Genomic DNA, 16,632 nt, shown 5'->3' on the forward strand with positions numbered 1-16,632 from the left:
CATATGGGGACAGGGCCTCCTTGCCAGGGAAAATACCTATGCTGCCATCTTCCATCTTTGACGTGGAAACCGGCCAGAAACGTGGCGCGGCATCCATCGTGGTGGGGGCGGCCCTGCGCAATGCCATCCTGACAGGCAAGCTGCCGGCGGGACAGGCGCTGCCGCAATCGGAACTGGCCGGTGGTTTTGGCACCAGCATCATTCCCGTGCGCGAGGCGCTGAAGCAACTGGAAGCCGAGGGACTGGTGACCTTCCTGCCCAATCGTGGCGCGATGGTCACCGGCATGACCGAACAGGACATCATCGAATATTCCGAAATCCGCGCCTCGCTGGAGGAAATGGCCGCCCATCATGCCGTCAGCCATATGTCGCGCATGGACCTTGCCCGGGTCGAGGATGCCTATGAAGCCTTTGTCGAGGGGGCGGCGAATGCGACAAGCAAGCATGATTCGGGCGACCTGAACCGCGCCTTTCACAATGCGATCTATGTCGCGGCGCAACGCCCGCGCCTGCTGGAAATGATCGACGACCTGCATATCCGGCTTAACCGCTATATCCGCAGCCATCTCGAGATCGAGGGGCGCAAACTGGTAACCGACCGGGAACATGCCGAGATCATGCAGGCCTGCCGCAGGCGCGATGCCGACGCGGTGGCACGCCTGACGCGACAGCATATCCTCGAAGCGGCCAATATTTCCATCAAGGTGATCCGCGAACGCGCGCAACGCTGACGGCGCGCTACATCCCGGCAATTCAGGCAGACATACCGCCGCCATATCGGGCAGGCAGGGGCAGATTATGCCCATTTTCCGGGCAGACGCCGCCAGCACGGGATGCAGCATGTCATAACGCTGCAAAAACATGCTATGCATTTTTAAATCATATATTATAATATCTTCATTATATCATTCTGGGGGCATTCCCCGGACATGCCGTCCTGCCTTGGGATCTTCATCATGGTGTTTTTCAAAGATTTTGCTGGCCCGGTGGATGCGCCGTCATCCCTGCGGCAACGGATAACCGATGCCCTGCGGCGTCCCGAACCTGACTGCATGGCCGAACTGGCCCCCGGCGCGACACTGACGCCGGAACAGGGCGCGCATACGACCGCGCTTGCGACCCAACTGACCGAAGGGCTGCGCCATAACCGTGCGCCCGGCGGGGTGGAGGCCCTGGTACAGGAATTCTCCCTGTCCTCGGCCGAAGGGGTGGCCCTCATGTGCCTGGCGGAGGCACTGCTGCGCATTCCCGACAATGCAACCCGCGACGCGCTGATCCGTGACAAGATCGGGTCCGGCGACTGGATGGCGCATATTTCGCGTGACCGTCCCCTGTTCACCAATGCCGCGGCATGGGGACTGCTGGTGACGGGACGGCTGAGCACCGGCACCAAAGACGGGCAGGCCGGGCTTGCACGCGCGCTGAAGGGGCTGGTGGGCCGGTGCGCCGAACCCGTGATCCGCAAGGCGGTCGATATGGCCATGCGCATGATGGGCGAACAGTTCGTCGTTGGCGAAACCATCGAAGCCGCGCTGAAGAACAGCGAAAAGCTGGAGGCCACGGGCTTTCGCTACTCCTACGACATGCTGTGGGAGGCCGCGCTGACGGCGCATGATGCCGAACGGTACCGGCAGGATTACATCACGGCCATCCATGCGATCGGCAGGCGGGCGCGGGGTGCGGATGTGTATGAACGTCCCGGCATTTCGATCAAGCTGTCGGCACTGCATCCGCGCTACAGCAGGGCACAGCGCGCGCGCGTGATGGCCGAACTGCTGCCGGTTGTCATCGAACTGACGGTACTGGCGCGGCAGTATGACATCGGCCTCAATATCGACGCCGAAGAAAGCGAACGGCTTGAGCTTTCCCTCGACCTGCTCGAAGGGCTGTGCCACGAACCGGCGCTGCAGGGCTGGAACGGCATCGGCTTTGTCGTGCAGGCCTATGGCCGGCGCGCGCCCTTCGTGCTGGACTTCATCATCGACCTTGCACGCCGCACGGGCCATCGCCTGATGGTACGCCTTGTGAAAGGGGCTTACTGGGACAGCGAAATCAAGAAGGCGCAGATCGAGGGGGTCACGGATTTCCCCGTCTATACGCGCAAGGTCCATACCGACATCAGCTATATTGCCTGCGCGCGCAAACTGCTGGATGCGCGTGACGTCATCTTCCCGCAGTTCGCGACCCACAATGCCCGCACGCTTGCCACGATCTATACGCTGGCAGGCAAGGAATTCCATGTCGGTTCCTATGAATTCCAGTGCCTGCACGGCATGGGTGAACCGCTGTACAAGGAAGTCGTCGGCCCGAACAAGCTGGGGCGGCCCGCGCGTATCTATGCCCCGGTGGGCACGCATGAAACGCTGCTGGCCTATCTGGTGCGGCGTCTTCTGGAAAATGGGGCGAATTCTTCCTTCGTGAACCAGATCGGCGATGAGCGGGTGCCGGTTTCCGCGCTGGTGGCGGATCCCATGACCATTGCGCGCGGCGTCGTGCCGTTCTGGTCCCCCAATCCCGCCATCGCGGCCCCGCCAGACCTGTTCGCACCCGAACGCCGCAATTCGGCGGGACTGGACCTGAATGATGAAAACTCCCTGACCGCGCTGGGCAGGGGACTGGCCGCGGACATGCCCGCATGGACCTGCGCCCCGATGGTGGCCACGCCGGTTGCCGCGGGCGCGGTGCTGGACGTTGAAAACCCGGCGGACCGGCGTGACAGGGTGGGGACATGGACGCCCGCCGATGTGGCGATCATCCCTGCCGTTGTGCAGGACGCCGTCAGGGGCGGCGTGGCATGGGCGACCATGCCACCGGGCAAGCGCGCGGAAATCCTTGAACGCGCATCGGACCTCATGGAATCCCGCACGGATGCGCTGCTGGGCCTGATCGTGCGCGAAGCGGGCAAGTCATTTCCGAACGCCATTGCCGAAATACGCGAAGCTGTCGATTTCCTGCGTTACTATGCCGCGCGGATCCATGCGGAATTCGACAACGCCACCCATATCCAGCTGGGGCCGGTGGCCTGTATCAGCCCATGGAACTTCCCGCTGGCGATCTTCACGGGGCAGGTGGCGGCGGCCCTTGCCGCAGGCAACAGCGTCATTGCCAAACCGGCCGAGGAAACGCCGCTGATCGCGGCACAGGCCGTAGACATCCTGCACCAGGCCGGTGTGCCCGCCGATGTGCTGCAACTGCTGCCCGGTGCGGGGGATGTGGGCGCGGCCCTGGTCGCGGCCCCGCAGGTCGCGGGCGTGATGTTCACCGGTTCGACCACGGTGGCGCAGTCGATCAACCGCCAGCTTGTCACCCGTCGGGACCACACGGGACAGCCTGTGCCGCTGGTTGCCGAAACAGGCGGCCAGAACGCGATGATCGTGGATTCCTCCGCCCTGGCCGAACAGGTCGTGACGGATGTCGTCGCCTCCGCCTTCGACAGCGCGGGGCAGAGATGTTCGGCACTGCGCATCCTGTGCGTGCAGGAAGATTGCGCCGATCATGTGCTGACAATGCTGCGCGGGGCGATGCGTGAACTGCAACTGGGCAATCCCGCCCTGCTGTCCACCGATATTGGCCCGGTCATCACGCCGGATGCGGCAAAAGGGATAGAGGCCCATGTCGCGGCCCTGCGCGCGAAGGGCGCGCCGGTGTTTCGTGTGGACATCCCGGCGCATTGCGGCCATAGCAGCTTTGTTCCGCCGACCCTGATCGAGATTGATTCCATCTCCGACCTCGGGCCGGAAGTGTTTGGTCCCGTGCTGCATGTCCTGCGCTATCGCCGGCAGGCGCTCGATACGGTCATCGATGCCATCAACGCGTTGGGCTATGGCCTGACGGGTGGGCTGCATACCCGTATCGAAACGATGGTCGATCACGTGACGCAGCGTCTGGACGTGGGGAACCTGTATATCAACCGCAATACGATCGGCGCGGTTGTCGGGGTGCAGCCCTTTGGCGGGCGTGGCCTGTCCGGAACGGGGCCAAAGGCGGGGGGGCCGCTGATCCTGCGTCGCCTTGTCGCGCAATGTCCCGCGATGGAAAACCTGCTGCCCGGCATGAAGGGTGGCGCGGTGCCACACATGATGCAGACATGGCACGACTGGCTGATGGGCAAAGGCCACCAGCAGGTGGCGCGGCAGGTGGCCGAGATGATGAAAACCCCGCTCTGTGGCGCGGAAATGGTACTGCCCGGACCGGTGGGGGAGGAAAACCTCTACCGTCTCATGCCGCGCGGCAATGTCCTGTGCATCGGTGGGGGCACGCGTGAAGACCTGTTGATGCTGGTTTCCATGGCGCTGTCCTGTGGCAATACGGTCTTCGTCACGGGCGGGACCGACGATACGGCGTGGCTGTCTGGCCTGCCGGCGGATGTCGCACGCCATGTCCGCGCTGTCAGTGACGTGGCGCAGCACGAATATGCGGTTGTGCTTGGCGCCTGCGATGATGACGGTTTCCGGACAGCCACACGCACCCTTGCCGAAGGGAAGGGACCGATTGCATCGGTCTTCGTCATGAAGGAAGGGGGCCTGCGACGCGAATTCCTCGTCGAGGAGCAGTGCCGCAGTACGAACACGGCGGCTGCGGGCGGCAATGCCAGCCTGATGTCGATCGGGTAGGAAATCTGTCCGGGGTCAGAAGATGGGTCCCGGGGTGCCGTCTTTTATCCACCAAGGCGGCACCCTCTGACGTTTTTTCATGCAGGCAGGTCCGAACCGGCCTCAGTCCGGTGTCGGTGCCGCCTGTGACGCCTGTGACGCCTTGGCTTTTGCCAGTTCCTCCAGATGGGCGCGATAGACCTCGTAATGTTCCGGGGCGGCATGTTTGAAATGGGGGTCGTCCAGATGAGGCACCCGCCCATGGTGGCCGAAATTGACCAGACGTGCCTCCAGAAGGTGGATCTTGCCAAACAGGTCGAACCGGATGGCCAGAACCGCCAGTGACGAACCGGCAAACGGCCCGATCAGGTAGATCCACAGATTGGTCCATGTCCCGTCAAACAGCGCGGGCCCCAGGCTGCGGGCGAAGTTGACGCTGTTCCCCGACAGCCACGCGGTCAGCGGGTTCATGACCAGGAAGAAGATCCCCCCGATCCATGGCGTGACGGCCTTGTAACGCGGATGCGCCGCAAGCCAGTAGAGCGTGACGATCAGCAGGCCGGTCACCAGTGCTTCGGACCCAAGGGCATACCAGACCGAAATGCTGGTATAGGGAATGGTCGCGCCGTAATGCACCTCGCTCGACAATACATGCCACGGGGCGAAAACCAGTCCCAGGGCATAGACCGCCGTCGTCCCCGCCAGCGCGCCGAGGATCTGCGCGATGGCATAGCCAAGGGCGTCGATCCAGACGATCTTTTTGGAGAGCATGAAGGCAAGGGTCACGGATGGGTTGAGGTGCGCGCCACTGATCTTGCCAAACGGTGTCATTGCCGCTGCTGTTCCCGCCATGCCAAAGCACAGTCCGCACAGGGCGGTCTGGATGTTCGGATACGGCGCCAGCAGGCGGGCGAAGAATGTTCCCGGCGCGGTCAGCAGGATGACACAGACCAGTCCCACGATCATCAGCACGGCCGTGGCCAGTGCCTCACACCAGTACAGGCGCCAGTGGAACGGCCGTTCCGGATGCGGTTCCCCCGACAGGGGACGGTCATGGAAATGGATGTGGAAATGCGGCCAGTGGATATGTGGCAATCGCACATGGGGAAGATGAAAATGCGGCAGGTGCATGTGCGGCATATGGAAATGCCGATGGTGCCTGTCCCTGTTTTCCGTACCGTCCTGATGTTCCGCCATTGCCCTGCCCATGTATTCATCATGCCGTGAAAACGGAAACACATCATATACTGATATTGACCTTTGTCATGGCGCCTCAATACATAGGTGGTATCCAGATATGACAGCGTAAATACATCGTGATCTCGTGGTCATATTCATTTATCTTATTATAGATATTTCGAGGTCGTTGGCCTTTTTTATCATTATATTTCTGGATTTTGCGGGGACCATATCCCTGTCGGTGATGCACGGCCCCATGCTTAGCCAAGTGTCACCGATACCGTATGCTGTCGTGCGTCATCGAGCATGGTGATGCGGTGGCTTTCCGCCATGGGCTGTCCATCCACAACCAGTCGCGTGACCCCACGGCAGACATGGTTCGGGTTTTCAACCCTGATGGCATAGCGCGCCGTGCGCCATGCAAGCTCCACCTCGAAAGCGGACCAGTCGGCGGGAATGCACGGATCAATGCACAGTTCCGTGCCCTCGACATGAATCCCGAGGATGGTTTCACACCCGACCCGCTGCATCCAGCCTGCCGATCCCGTATACCATGACCACCCGCCGCGTCCCTGATGGGGCGGGCGGGAATAGATATCCGCCGCCACGACATAAGGCTCCAGCAGGTAGGTCCGGGCATCGCGCATCGTCCGCGCATGCGTGATGGGCAGGAGTTCATGGAACAGGCCATGGGCGCGCGTCCCGTCATGCAGGGCCGCCACCGCCATGACGGTCCACAGCGCCGCATGGGTATACTGTCCACCATTTTCGCGGATACCGGGGGGATAACCGCTGATATAGCCCGGATCGGGACCCGCCCCCTCAAACGGTGGCGCAAGCACGAGGACCAGTCCCTGCGGATGTCCCGTCAGGTGCTGCAGCGCGGACTGCATGGCGTGTGCGGCCCGTTCCGGCGTCGCAACCCCGGACAGCACGCTCCATGACTGCGAAATCGCGTCGATCCGGCATTCCCTGTCAAGGTGCGATCCCAGCGGTGTGCCGTCATCGAAATAGGCACGCAGATACCAGTCCCCGTCCCACGCCGCCTCCAGCGCCTGCGCCAGGGCGTTTGCATGCGCCTGCCACACATCCGCCCGCGCGCCTGCCCCACATTCCCGTGCCAGCGGGATGAACGCCATCAGCGCGGCATGCAGGAACCATCCCAGCCACACACTCTCCCCATGGCCCTTTTCCCCCACCCGGTTCATGCCGTCGTTCCAGTCGCCCGTTCCCATCAGGGGCAACCCATGCGCACCCACAGCCATGCTGTGCTCGAGCGCGCGGGCGCAATGCTCGAAAAGGGACGCGACCTCGGCGGAGACGGCAGGGACCATGAAACGGTCATGCTCGGTCATCGGCAGCAGGGGAGCGTCCAGAAACGGGACCTGTTCCTCCAGTATCGCGCGGTCCCCGGTGGTTCGCACATAATGGGCGACGGTGTAAGCCAGCCATGCACAGTCATCGGAAATATGGGTACGCACGCCCGCCCCGGTCTGCGGCAGCCACCAGTGCTGCACATCCCCTTCGACAAACTGGCGCGAGGCCGCGCGCAGCAGATGTTCGCGCACCCGTGCGGGAGAAGCCACCGCCAGCGCCATGCCATCCTGCAACTGGTCGCGAAAGCCGAAGGCCCCGCTGGCCTGGTAAAAACCGGCCCGCGCCCGGACCATGCTGCTCAACGTCTGATAGAGCAGCCAGCCATTGAGCATGATGTCCATTGCGCGATCCGGCGTCCGGACCTGCATCGAACGGGTCAGCGCCTCCCACCTGGCGGTGACCCCGCGCAGGACCGCATCGGGATCGGCCGCGCGATATTTCAACACGAGGGAGCGCGCCGTATCCTCGTCCTGCGCCTCGCCCAGCAGGCAGACAGTTTCCACCCGGCCATCGGGCGGCAGGGTGACGAGCGTCTGCAACACCCCGCACGGGTCCAGTCCCGCGCCCAGCGCGCCCGCGACACCATCGGCCCGCGTGAAGGCCGCAGGTGCATCCAGCGTGCCATTGCGGCCCACAAAGGCGCGCCGGTCCCCACATGCGGCGGTCCTGTATCCCCCGATATCCAGAAAGGCGATACGGCGGCCATAGGTCGCATCCCACCGGTTGCACGCAAACAGGGCGCCGGTCTGTGGATCGAGCCATGTGATGACGAACGGTGCGGCATTCCCGCGCGCGGCCCCCAGCACCCATTCCACATAGGCGGTAATGGACAGGGTCCGCGGGCGGGGGGAGAGGTTGTGCAACTGGATGCGGGAAATCTTGACCGGATCGCTCTCCGGCACGTACTGCACCACCGTGCTGGCGATGCCATGCGCCACACGTTCCTGACGGGTATGGCCCCATCCGTGACGGGTGACATAGGTCGCGCCCGCATCCCGCCGGGTCGCGGCGTTCGGACACCACAGGTCATGCGTGTCCTGATCATGGAAATAGAAGATTTCCCCGCCCCGATCAGCCACCGGATCGTTCGACCATGGCGTCAACTGGTGTTCACGGCTGTTGAGCGCCCACGTATATCCCGTCCCCTCGGCGGAGATCTGGCACCCGAAATCATCATTGGCGATGACATTGACCCACGGTGCGGGTGTCGTTCGGCCGGGAGACAGGATGACCACATATTCCCGGCCGTTATCGGCAAAGCCGCCGAACCCGTTGAAGAATTCCAGTTCCGGCACAACAGGCCCGCCACGTGCGGCCATATCCGGGCCGGGTGGCGCGGTCCTGCGCGCGACCTGTGTGGCGGCGGGATGTGGCGGCGGCAGGGTTTCCGCATGCCCAAGCTGTTCGGCAAGGGACTGGCGCGCCGACAGCACGACCCGCGCCACCGATACCAGCAGGTCATGCAGGGCAGGGGGGATCAGGTCGGCACGCAATATGCGCACCGATCCTGCACCTGCTGCCACCCGGCCCGACGCACGCACCATGTCTTCAAGCGAGGTCTGAAGATCCTGGAGGTAGGAAGAGGGATGTTCATTGAGGATCACGATATCCACCGCCAGTTGCTTGAGCCGGAAATATTCCTGTGCCTGCAGCAGGTGACGCACCACGTCGGTATTGGCGTTATCATGGATCCGCAGCAGCACGATCGGCAGGTCGCCCGAAATGCCCTGCTCCCACAGGGCAGGCTGCGCGCCAGCACCGGCGCGTATGCTCTGCGTGTCGGCGCGCAGGGCTGGCCCTGCATAGATGATGTGTCCCGCAAGCCGCTGGAACAGGTCGGCATCCGCCGGGGTGATGTCCAGATGGCGCAACTGCACCTGCGCCTGCGTCCATGCCAGCATGCGCACCCGTTCGAACGCGACCGCATCCCGGTGCGTGTCGATCAGGTCCAGCAGTTCCGTGCGTGAGGCGGCGACCAGTGTCCAGAAGGTGATCCGCGTCATCGCACCGGGTTTGATGAGCAGCGTGCTGCGGATGGCAAAGACCGCATCCAGCACGGTCCCCGTGCGTCCCGACATCGTCCCTTCGGGCAGGAGCGCATGCGGCAGGCGCACGCCATGCCCGCGCCCGACAAAGTGCGCCCGGTCCGTTTCCACCTGTACCGGCGTGGCGCAGACCGCCAGATGCGCGGCCCAGATTTCAGGCTCCTCCGGCGTGCGGCGGCGGCGGGTGGCCAGCAGGGCGCGGGACTCCGGCAGGTATTCGGTCTGCACGAACAGCTTGGTAAACGCCGGATGCGCAAGGTCCGCCGCCTGCGCGATCAGCGCAAGTTCGGCATAGGACGTGACCTCGATCTCCAGCGTTTCGCTGCCACCATTGAACAGGGAAACCTGCCTGACCTCCACATCATCCTCGGCCGAGACCATGACCTCCATCATGGTGGTGACATCGCCATCACGGCGCGCGAATTCCGCCCGGTCCTCATGGAACATGACGGCATATTCGTCCGCCCGCACGCCGCAGGGTTGCAGGCCCGCGGACCAGACCTGCCCGGTGCGTACGTTCCTGAGATAGACATATGATCCCGTATCATCGAGTGTCGGGTCTTCGCGCCAGCGGGTGATGGCCTGCCCCTGCCACCTGCTGTATCCCGATCCCGCCGCGCTCAGCATGACCGTATAGCGCCCGTTCGACAGCAGGTGCGTCACAGGTTGCGGTGTATCGGCGGTGGCATAATACCGTCCGCCGGCCGTGGCCTGCGCATGGGAGGGTGCTGGTGCGGCTTCCTCCGACGGAAGGGCGCGTGCGACCGCGCCGGTGCGTGGCGCGCGTTCCTGCAGCAGCAGTTCGGCCGAGGCAATGGTCGGGTCATCATGGAAACGCGCGCGCATGATGCCATTCATGACCGTATCCGCGACCGCCAGGATCGACATGCCCTGATGATGGGCCATGTAGGCGCGCACGATCGCCATGCGTTCACGGTCCGGCACGCGCTGCGGTGTATAATCGAGGGATTCGTAAAACCCGTAACGCCCCTGTGCCCCCAGCCTGTCGAGGGCCGAAAGGTTGGCGACCGCCTTTTGCGGGTCAACCATGGCCGCCAGCATCGTGGCATAAGGCGCAACGACGGTGTCATTCCCCAGACCGCGTTTCAGCCCCAGCCCGGGCACGCCGAAATTCGAATACTGGTAGGTATATTCAAGATCGCGCACATTATAGGCGGATTCGGAAATGCCCCATGGAATGCCGCGCCCCTGCCCATAGGCGATCTGGCACTGCACGACCAGCCTGTTGGTCTGTTCCAGCAGGCTTCCGATCGGCGCGCGCATGACCAGCGACGGCATGAGGTATTCGAACATCGACCCCGACCATGACACCAGCGCCGCGCCATTGCCGACAGGGGTGATGGCACGGCCAAGGCGGAACCAGTTGCGCGCCGGCATGTCCCCCTTGGCGATGGCGAAGAAAACCGCCAGCCGTGCCTCCGACGCCAGCAGGTCGTAACAGTTGCTGTCCTGCGCCTCCTACGACACCACGAAACCGATCGAAAGCAGCTTGCGCGATTCATTGCACAGAAACCCGAACTCCATGTCCTGCGCCATGCCGCGCGCCGTATGCTCCAGCGCTTCAAGCCGCGCGTCCAGGGCATTGCCCCCGTCCGGCGCCATGTCACGCATGTGGCTCTCGAGGCTCCGCAGCGCCGCACCGGCCCAGAACCCCGGATCGGCACGCCGTCCGGCCGCCGTATCGTCAGGCCCGCGCCCGGTGCCCACCGCCAGTTCGTTGACAACACGCGCCCGTGACTGCAACACCGCAAGCTGCGCGGCCGAGGGGACCTGTGGGGCGGACAGGATCGCGGTCTTCAGCCCCGCAAGCGCACGCAGCAGGCGTCGTTGCCCGAGGGAGAGGGGCAGGCGTGCGCCATCGCGAAACGTCAGGTCCGTAATGGCGATGTTGAGCGCATCGGCAACCCCTTCGCGCCATGATGCGCAAGGGCCGCCGCGATCACGACGCCACATGCGGCACGTGCTGGCCAGCGCCACCAGATGACCCGCCATGTTGCCGCTATCCACGGTAGAGATGTAGGCAGGCTCCAGCAGCGTGAGGTCGGACGTGTCATACCAGTTGTAGAAATGCCCGCGATAACGCGGCATGGAAGCCAGCGTGACGAATGTCGCCTCCACCCGGTAAAGGGTATCGGCAAGGCCCGCCCACCCGAAATCGCGCGCACTGATGCAGCACAGCAGGTACAGCCCGATGTTTGTGGGGGACGTGCGATGCGCCAGAATGGCATCCGGGTCCTCCTGAAAATTGTCCGGCGGCAGCATATGGTCCGCCGGGGTCACGAATGTTTCGAAAAACCGCCACGTCCGCCGCGCGGTCATCCGCAAGGAGCGGATATCCGTACGCGACGGACGCGACCGCGCCGCCGTGACGGGAAACCTGCTGACCCACATCGCAACAACGGGCGAGGCCCCCCACACGACCGCAAGTGGCAAGGCGACAAACAGGCTCCACGCTGCAAAGCGTGTAACCATGTCCACCATGAAAAGGCAGAGCAGCGGGGCCGAAAGCATGCGGCGGTAATAGACCGCAACGCCTGGACGCGCGGTGGGAAGGGTCTGCGCCGCGGGCACCCATTGCAGCAGGTTGCGGTGGGTCACGCAGACCCGGATCAGGGTCCGCACGATCGCATCCCCCATCAGGTAGGCAAGATGTGCGGCAAACGTGATGTTGAGCAGCACGACAACCAGCGCGTCGCGACTGTCGGCCAGCAGGACGCTGCCGTAACTGCGCAGTGTGATCCATTCACGACGGGGGACAAAATCCGCAAGGACAGGCAGGAAAACCGGCAACGCCATCATCGCCAGGATGAACAGGGTCCAGATGGCGGCGAGAGGAAGCGGCAGGAACCAGCAGGCAAAAAACGCCAGCAGCACAAGCGGCGCACCCAGGGTCCGCCGCAGGTTGTCCGCCATTTTCCACCGCGCGATCCCCGACAGCCTGCGGCGCGGGTCCGTATGGCGGCCAAAGCCGGAAAAAATCCACGGCAGCAACTGCCAGTCCCCGCGCGTCCAGCGATGCAGCCTCTGTACCGCGACAAGGTAGTCGGTGGGGGAGTCCTCCACCACCTCGATGTCGGAGGCAAGGCCCGCACGGGCAAAAATCCCCTCGAACAGGTCATGGCTCAGCAGGGTGGAGTCCGGGACACGATGCGCAAGTGCCGCCTCGAACGCGTCGATGTCGTAAATCCCCTTGCCTGCATAGGATCCTTCGCCAAACATGTCCTGATACAGGTCGGACACCGCGGCGGAATAGGCGTCGATGCCACTGGCGCTGGAGAAAGCGCGCTGGAAGATCGTGCTCTTGTGGCCGACCGGCAGCGCGGGCGTGACCCGTGGCTGCAGGATGGCGTATCCTTCACACACGCGCGCGGTCACGGGATCGAAACGCGGCAGGTTCAGCGGATGCGCCATCTTGCCCACCAGCCTGCGCACCGTCTCAAGCGGCAGGCGGGTATCGGCATCAAGGGTGATGACATAACGGACGTCATCGGGCAGCACCCGCGCCGGGTCGGGCAGGAACGTGGTATTGCGTCCACCGCGCAGCAGCAGGTTGAGTTCATGCAGCTTGCCACGCTTGCGCTCCCATCCCATCCAGATACGCTCGCTGTTGCACCAGACGCGCCTGCGATGCAGCAGCACGAAGCGCGGGCCACCTGATGCCGCGCCATGACGCCGGTTGAGGCGGTCGATCCCCTGTGCCGCAAGCGCAAGCAGCGCGTCGTCATCTGGTGCATGCGCGCTGTCATGGTCGCGCCAGTCGCTGAGCAGGGCGAAATGCACCGCATCGTCCCGCGTCGCGAGGTAATGCACCTCCAGCCGTGCGACGAGTTCCGCGACGGTTTCCTCCGTCACCAGCATGACCGGCATGACGACCATCGTACGCAGGTGCTGCGGGATGCCCTCGCTCAGATCCAGTCCCGGTAGCGCCATCACCCGGATCGCCTGCAGCGCAAGGCGGTTGATGCAGGCCACGGCGGCGTCGGTTGTCGGCACGAAGGCAATGAACGCCACAACCATGACCCATGGCATCGCTGTGTCCACGGATGATGAAAACCAGACCGGAACGGCCAGGAACAGGAGCGCAAGGAGCGTGACCGCGCCACTATATCCCGCGATCCCCCACCGGCATCCCCCGCGCACCATCCGCATGAATGGCGTAGGCCTGAACCCCAGCACCTGTTCCAGTATCTGGCGCCCGTCCATCAGCAGGTAATATCCCGGATCCCCGCGCCGGGGATCATCCGGATGGTCCTGTCGCGCCGTACGGGCAAGCGAGACGGCGGCCTGCGCTATGTCCATCTCCGTACGGGCGCATCCACGGGCCAGTTCCTCTATCGCCTTGCGATAAAGGTCGCGACTGGCGAAATCCGCCTGCGTGAAGCTGTCATATCCGGCGAATACCCGGTCCACCAGGCAGATCCGCTCGAACGCCTCGGTCCAGTCCAGGCCCGCGATCAGGCGCAGGCTGGTGATGATGTTGCGGATCGTGGCGTTGAAGGCCCCCTGTTCATGCAGGTCGTCACGCACGGCGGCGTCAATCGTGCTGCCCCTGTCGGACAGGCGCTGTTCCAGCCAGACAAAGGCGGCATCCTTTTCCGGGTCCAGTCCACGCAGGCAATGGGCCATCTGCGCGCTGAATGCAGGCGTCAGTATGGCAGGATCGACCGAGGCGAGGAGGCTGGACAGGGCCGGGTGGCCATCCTTACGCGCCTGCGCCATCTGTGCCGCCAGCAGGTCGGCGGCGCGGCGGTCGGCATTGTTGTGCATGATGGCCTGGACCACGCGCCGCAGGTTTTCAATCAGCACAATGCGCAGCGTAATGGGAACGGCCCATAATTCGCCGATCGTCAGCGCCTCCACCTCCTGATAGGCGAGGAGATAGCCGCGCAGGACATCAGGCTGCAGGTTGCTGTCGGTATGGGCGACATAGGCCCACGCCACGGCGAATATCCGTGGCAGTCCCGCAAATGGCCCGTTGGCAAGCTTGGGCAGGCGCGCATAATATCCCGGCGGCAGGTCCAGCGTGATTTCACGGATCTGCATGTCCACCAGGGCATAATTGTCCGCCAGCCATTGTGCCGCGGGGGTCAGTGGCTGTTCCTGCGTGATGGCCTTTGCGATCCGGCGCTCCGCATCGCGCAGGAAGGCGCTGTTGCGGGCAAGGCGATGTGACAGGGGTTGCAGGCCCCATCGATGCGTGCGCCGCGACAGGGGGACGACAGACTGCGCCCTGGCCAGGCTCCGCGCATGTTCCTCCAGCCGTTCGGCGCCAAAAATCTCGCTTCGGACCGGAAAGGAGTCCGCCTCCCACGCCTGCGATGGATCATGGCGGGAGATGCGTCGCAGGAAACCTGACCATACGGACGCCGCCGCAGGGGAGGGAGCCGACGTCGATGCCGGATGCGCGTCCATGGCCTGCCCCACTCTGAAAGGGATGGAATCGAAAAACCCTTTTATGGTCAGTTTATTTCCTGAAAAGAATTTTCCTTGGCGCTGGCCTACCTTGCCCGGATATCTTCTGCAGGAGCACGGAGTCCTCCGCGGACAGCGCAGGGTTCAGGGGCGGTGGTGCCGGCCTGCGCGCCTTCTGTGGATTTTTTGCAGGCGGTTCAGGCGTTTTCGAAGATCCCATGGCTGGCCTCCCGTGGGCAGGGGATGTGTCAACGATGCAGGTCATGTGTTCGCATAATTGCCGGACATGGCATGATCGTTTGGAATGCGGGCAGACAACGCGCCATATCGCCGTCTGTTGCATGGGCATCTTTTTGCACACGGCATGTCCCATGCGGATCCCATGTGGACAGGGCGGTTTCGTGCATGGGTCCACGACACAAAAAACGCCGCCTTTTGAAAAAGGCGGCGTCCGGAAGCCTCCGTTCCCCTTGATGCGGTCCCCACGCATGACAGTTCCCGCCGCAGGGGACAGGCATTCACGCTGCCTGCACAGGCGGGGCAAGCCGGCCCGGATTGGCCCGCCAGTCGCGCAGGGCTTCCTCGCAATAGGGAAGGACCTCGAACACGGCCATCGCGGTCAGTGCGCCTGCGGCGTATGGCAGGCCAAGCGGGTCACGTTTCATGCGCGGCGGCACGGGCCGCATGACCCTGCGCCCCAGCAGCGCCTGCAACTGCGGCCAGTGCAGCACGGAAATCATCGCCACCGCCAGCAGCGGAATCATCTCCAGAAAGCTGTGCACATGCTGTTCGACAGGCTGCACCTCACGTCGTGTCACGGCATAACTGACGTCCCACATCGCGGTTGCTTCGTGCACGAAGAAGGACGCGATCATCAGCGACAGCACCGGCACGTCGATTTCCATGAACAGTCCCGCCAGCACCGGGACCGCAGCCTCCCCAAGCATCAGCAGGTGAAGTCCCGTCTCCTTCAGGCCGGTCGTATGTTCGATGTCCGTCCGGCGATGGCACCACCAGTCCGTAAGTCCGGATACCAGCCATAACGGGATGACGAAATACTGCAGCACCTTGCGCACGACACGGCGCGTCTCATCCGTTTCGGGGGGCGTTTCCTCCGCCACGGACTGACTGGCCATGCCCGCCTCCGTGCCGTCGGGTGGCGCCCGGCGCCCGCGCCACCATGCCACGACACCCGCGCCAAGCGTAACGCCCGCCGCCGCCAGCATGCCAAGTGCGTAATATCCGAGAAATGTGCGATTGTCCTTCATGCGACACGCCCCTGCTGCACAGAAGCAGGGGCAGAGGCATACAGCGCCACGATGGCGGGACAGAAAACCTTGAGATCACCCGGATTGCGTGACGTGACCAGCATGCCATCGGTGACGACAGGGCGATCCACCCAGTGCCCGCCCGCATTCGTCAGATCCGCGCGCAGGGACGGCCAGGAGGTCAGGGTATGGCCACTTACGCCCTGCGCATCAATCAGGGTCCATGGCCCATGGCAGATGGCGGCGATCGGCTTTCCGGCCTGCACGAATTCCCCCACGAACCGCACGGCCTCGTGATCCATGCGCAGGTGGTCGGGACTGGTGGTGCCACCGGGCAGGAGCAGTCCGTCGAATTCCGCGGCATGCGCGGCGCTGACCTGCATATCGACGTGATAGCGGTTGGTGGGATGGACATCGGCTTCCATCGCCTGGATTTCCCCGCGCACCGGGGAGACGAGGATCGTCCGTGCGCCCGCCTGGCGCAGGGCCGCGGCAGGATCGGTCAGTTCGACTTCCTCCACCCCGTCGGTCGCAAGGATCGCAATCGTCCGTCCGGCAAGGCTGCCGCCATTGCGCCGCATGGCCTGGTCGGGGGCAGGGGAGGGCACCTGTTCGGAATGGGCCTGCGAAGGAACATTTCGGGTTATCATGGTCGTTCTCCGTCTGCGGTAAGCATGGGATGCCGACAGGAATCTGCCCTGGTGGACCGGCACCCTGTCAGGGGTCAACGGCCCCCGG

Annotated in this window: 7 protein-coding genes; 2 read left to right on the plus strand and 5 right to left on the minus strand. The window is 63.8% G+C overall.

The features are described from left to right. The first annotated feature begins 38 nt into the window (after nt 1–38). Both CFR72_RS09120 and putA read left to right on the plus strand, forming a co-directional pair. Nucleotides 39–731: a GntR family transcriptional regulator gene (locus CFR72_RS09120; RefSeq protein WP_110913663.1), complete on the plus strand. Its 693-nt coding sequence runs from the start codon at nt 39–41 to the stop codon at nt 729–731. A 225-nt stretch (nt 732–956) separates the two neighbouring features. Next, nucleotides 957–4,613: a bifunctional proline dehydrogenase/L-glutamate gamma-semialdehyde dehydrogenase PutA gene (putA, locus tag CFR72_RS09125; RefSeq protein WP_110913686.1), complete on the plus strand. Its 3,657-nt coding sequence runs from the start codon at nt 957–959 to the stop codon at nt 4,611–4,613. Between the two features lie 102 nt (nt 4,614–4,715). Here the strand turns inward: putA and CFR72_RS09130 are convergent, their stop codons facing one another. From CFR72_RS09130 to CFR72_RS09145, 5 genes are all read right to left on the minus strand, one after another. Continuing rightward, nucleotides 4,716–5,693 (minus strand): MIP/aquaporin family protein, encoded by a 978-nt coding sequence (locus CFR72_RS09130; protein ID WP_233045190.1) that lies wholly within the window; start codon nt 5,691–5,693, stop codon nt 4,716–4,718. A gap of 338 nt (nt 5,694–6,031) precedes the next feature. Then, complete coding sequence (locus CFR72_RS18500) at nt 6,032–10,645, minus strand: GH36-type glycosyl hydrolase domain-containing protein (RefSeq protein ID WP_456303979.1); 4,614 nt, start codon at nt 10,643–10,645, stop codon at nt 6,032–6,034. A 27-nt stretch (nt 10,646–10,672) separates the two neighbouring features. Then, nucleotides 10,673–14,626 (minus strand): cellobiose phosphorylase, encoded by a 3,954-nt coding sequence (locus tag CFR72_RS18505; protein ID WP_456303978.1) that lies wholly within the window; start codon nt 14,624–14,626, stop codon nt 10,673–10,675. A 518-nt stretch (nt 14,627–15,144) separates the two neighbouring features. Then, a complete protein-coding gene (locus tag CFR72_RS09140; protein ID WP_110913664.1) occupies nt 15,145–15,894 on the minus strand; it encodes a hypothetical protein in 750 nt (249 codons plus the stop codon). Continuing rightward, on the minus strand, nt 15,891–16,475 hold the full coding sequence (locus CFR72_RS09145) for a type 1 glutamine amidotransferase domain-containing protein (protein ID WP_110913688.1): 585 nt from the start codon (nt 16,473–16,475) through the stop codon (nt 15,891–15,893). The genes CFR72_RS09140 and CFR72_RS09145 overlap by 4 nt, the downstream gene beginning before the upstream one ends. Nucleotides 16,476–16,632: the final 157 nt, after the last annotated feature.

The sequence above is a fragment of the Gluconacetobacter entanii genome (genome assembly GCF_003206495.1).
GTDB classification, from domain to species: domain Bacteria; phylum Pseudomonadota; class Alphaproteobacteria; order Acetobacterales; family Acetobacteraceae; genus Novacetimonas; species Novacetimonas entanii.

Excerpts from the sequence above, each read along its gene's own strand:
- CFR72_RS09120 (WP_110913663.1), top strand. The coding sequence starts at position 39 with ATGCTGCCATCTTCCATCTTTGACGTGGAAACCGGCCAGAAACGTGGC.
- putA (WP_110913686.1), top strand. The coding sequence starts at position 957 with ATGGTGTTTTTCAAAGATTTTGCTGGCCCGGTGGATGCGCCGTCATCC.
- CFR72_RS18505 (WP_456303978.1), bottom strand. The coding sequence starts at position 14,626 with ATGGACGCGCATCCGGCATCGACGTCGGCTCCCTCCCCTGCGGCGGCG.
- CFR72_RS09140 (WP_110913664.1), bottom strand. The coding sequence starts at position 15,894 with ATGAAGGACAATCGCACATTTCTCGGATATTACGCACTTGGCATGCTG.
- CFR72_RS09145 (WP_110913688.1), bottom strand. The coding sequence starts at position 16,475 with ATGCGGCGCAATGGCGGCAGCCTTGCCGGACGGACGATTGCGATCCTT.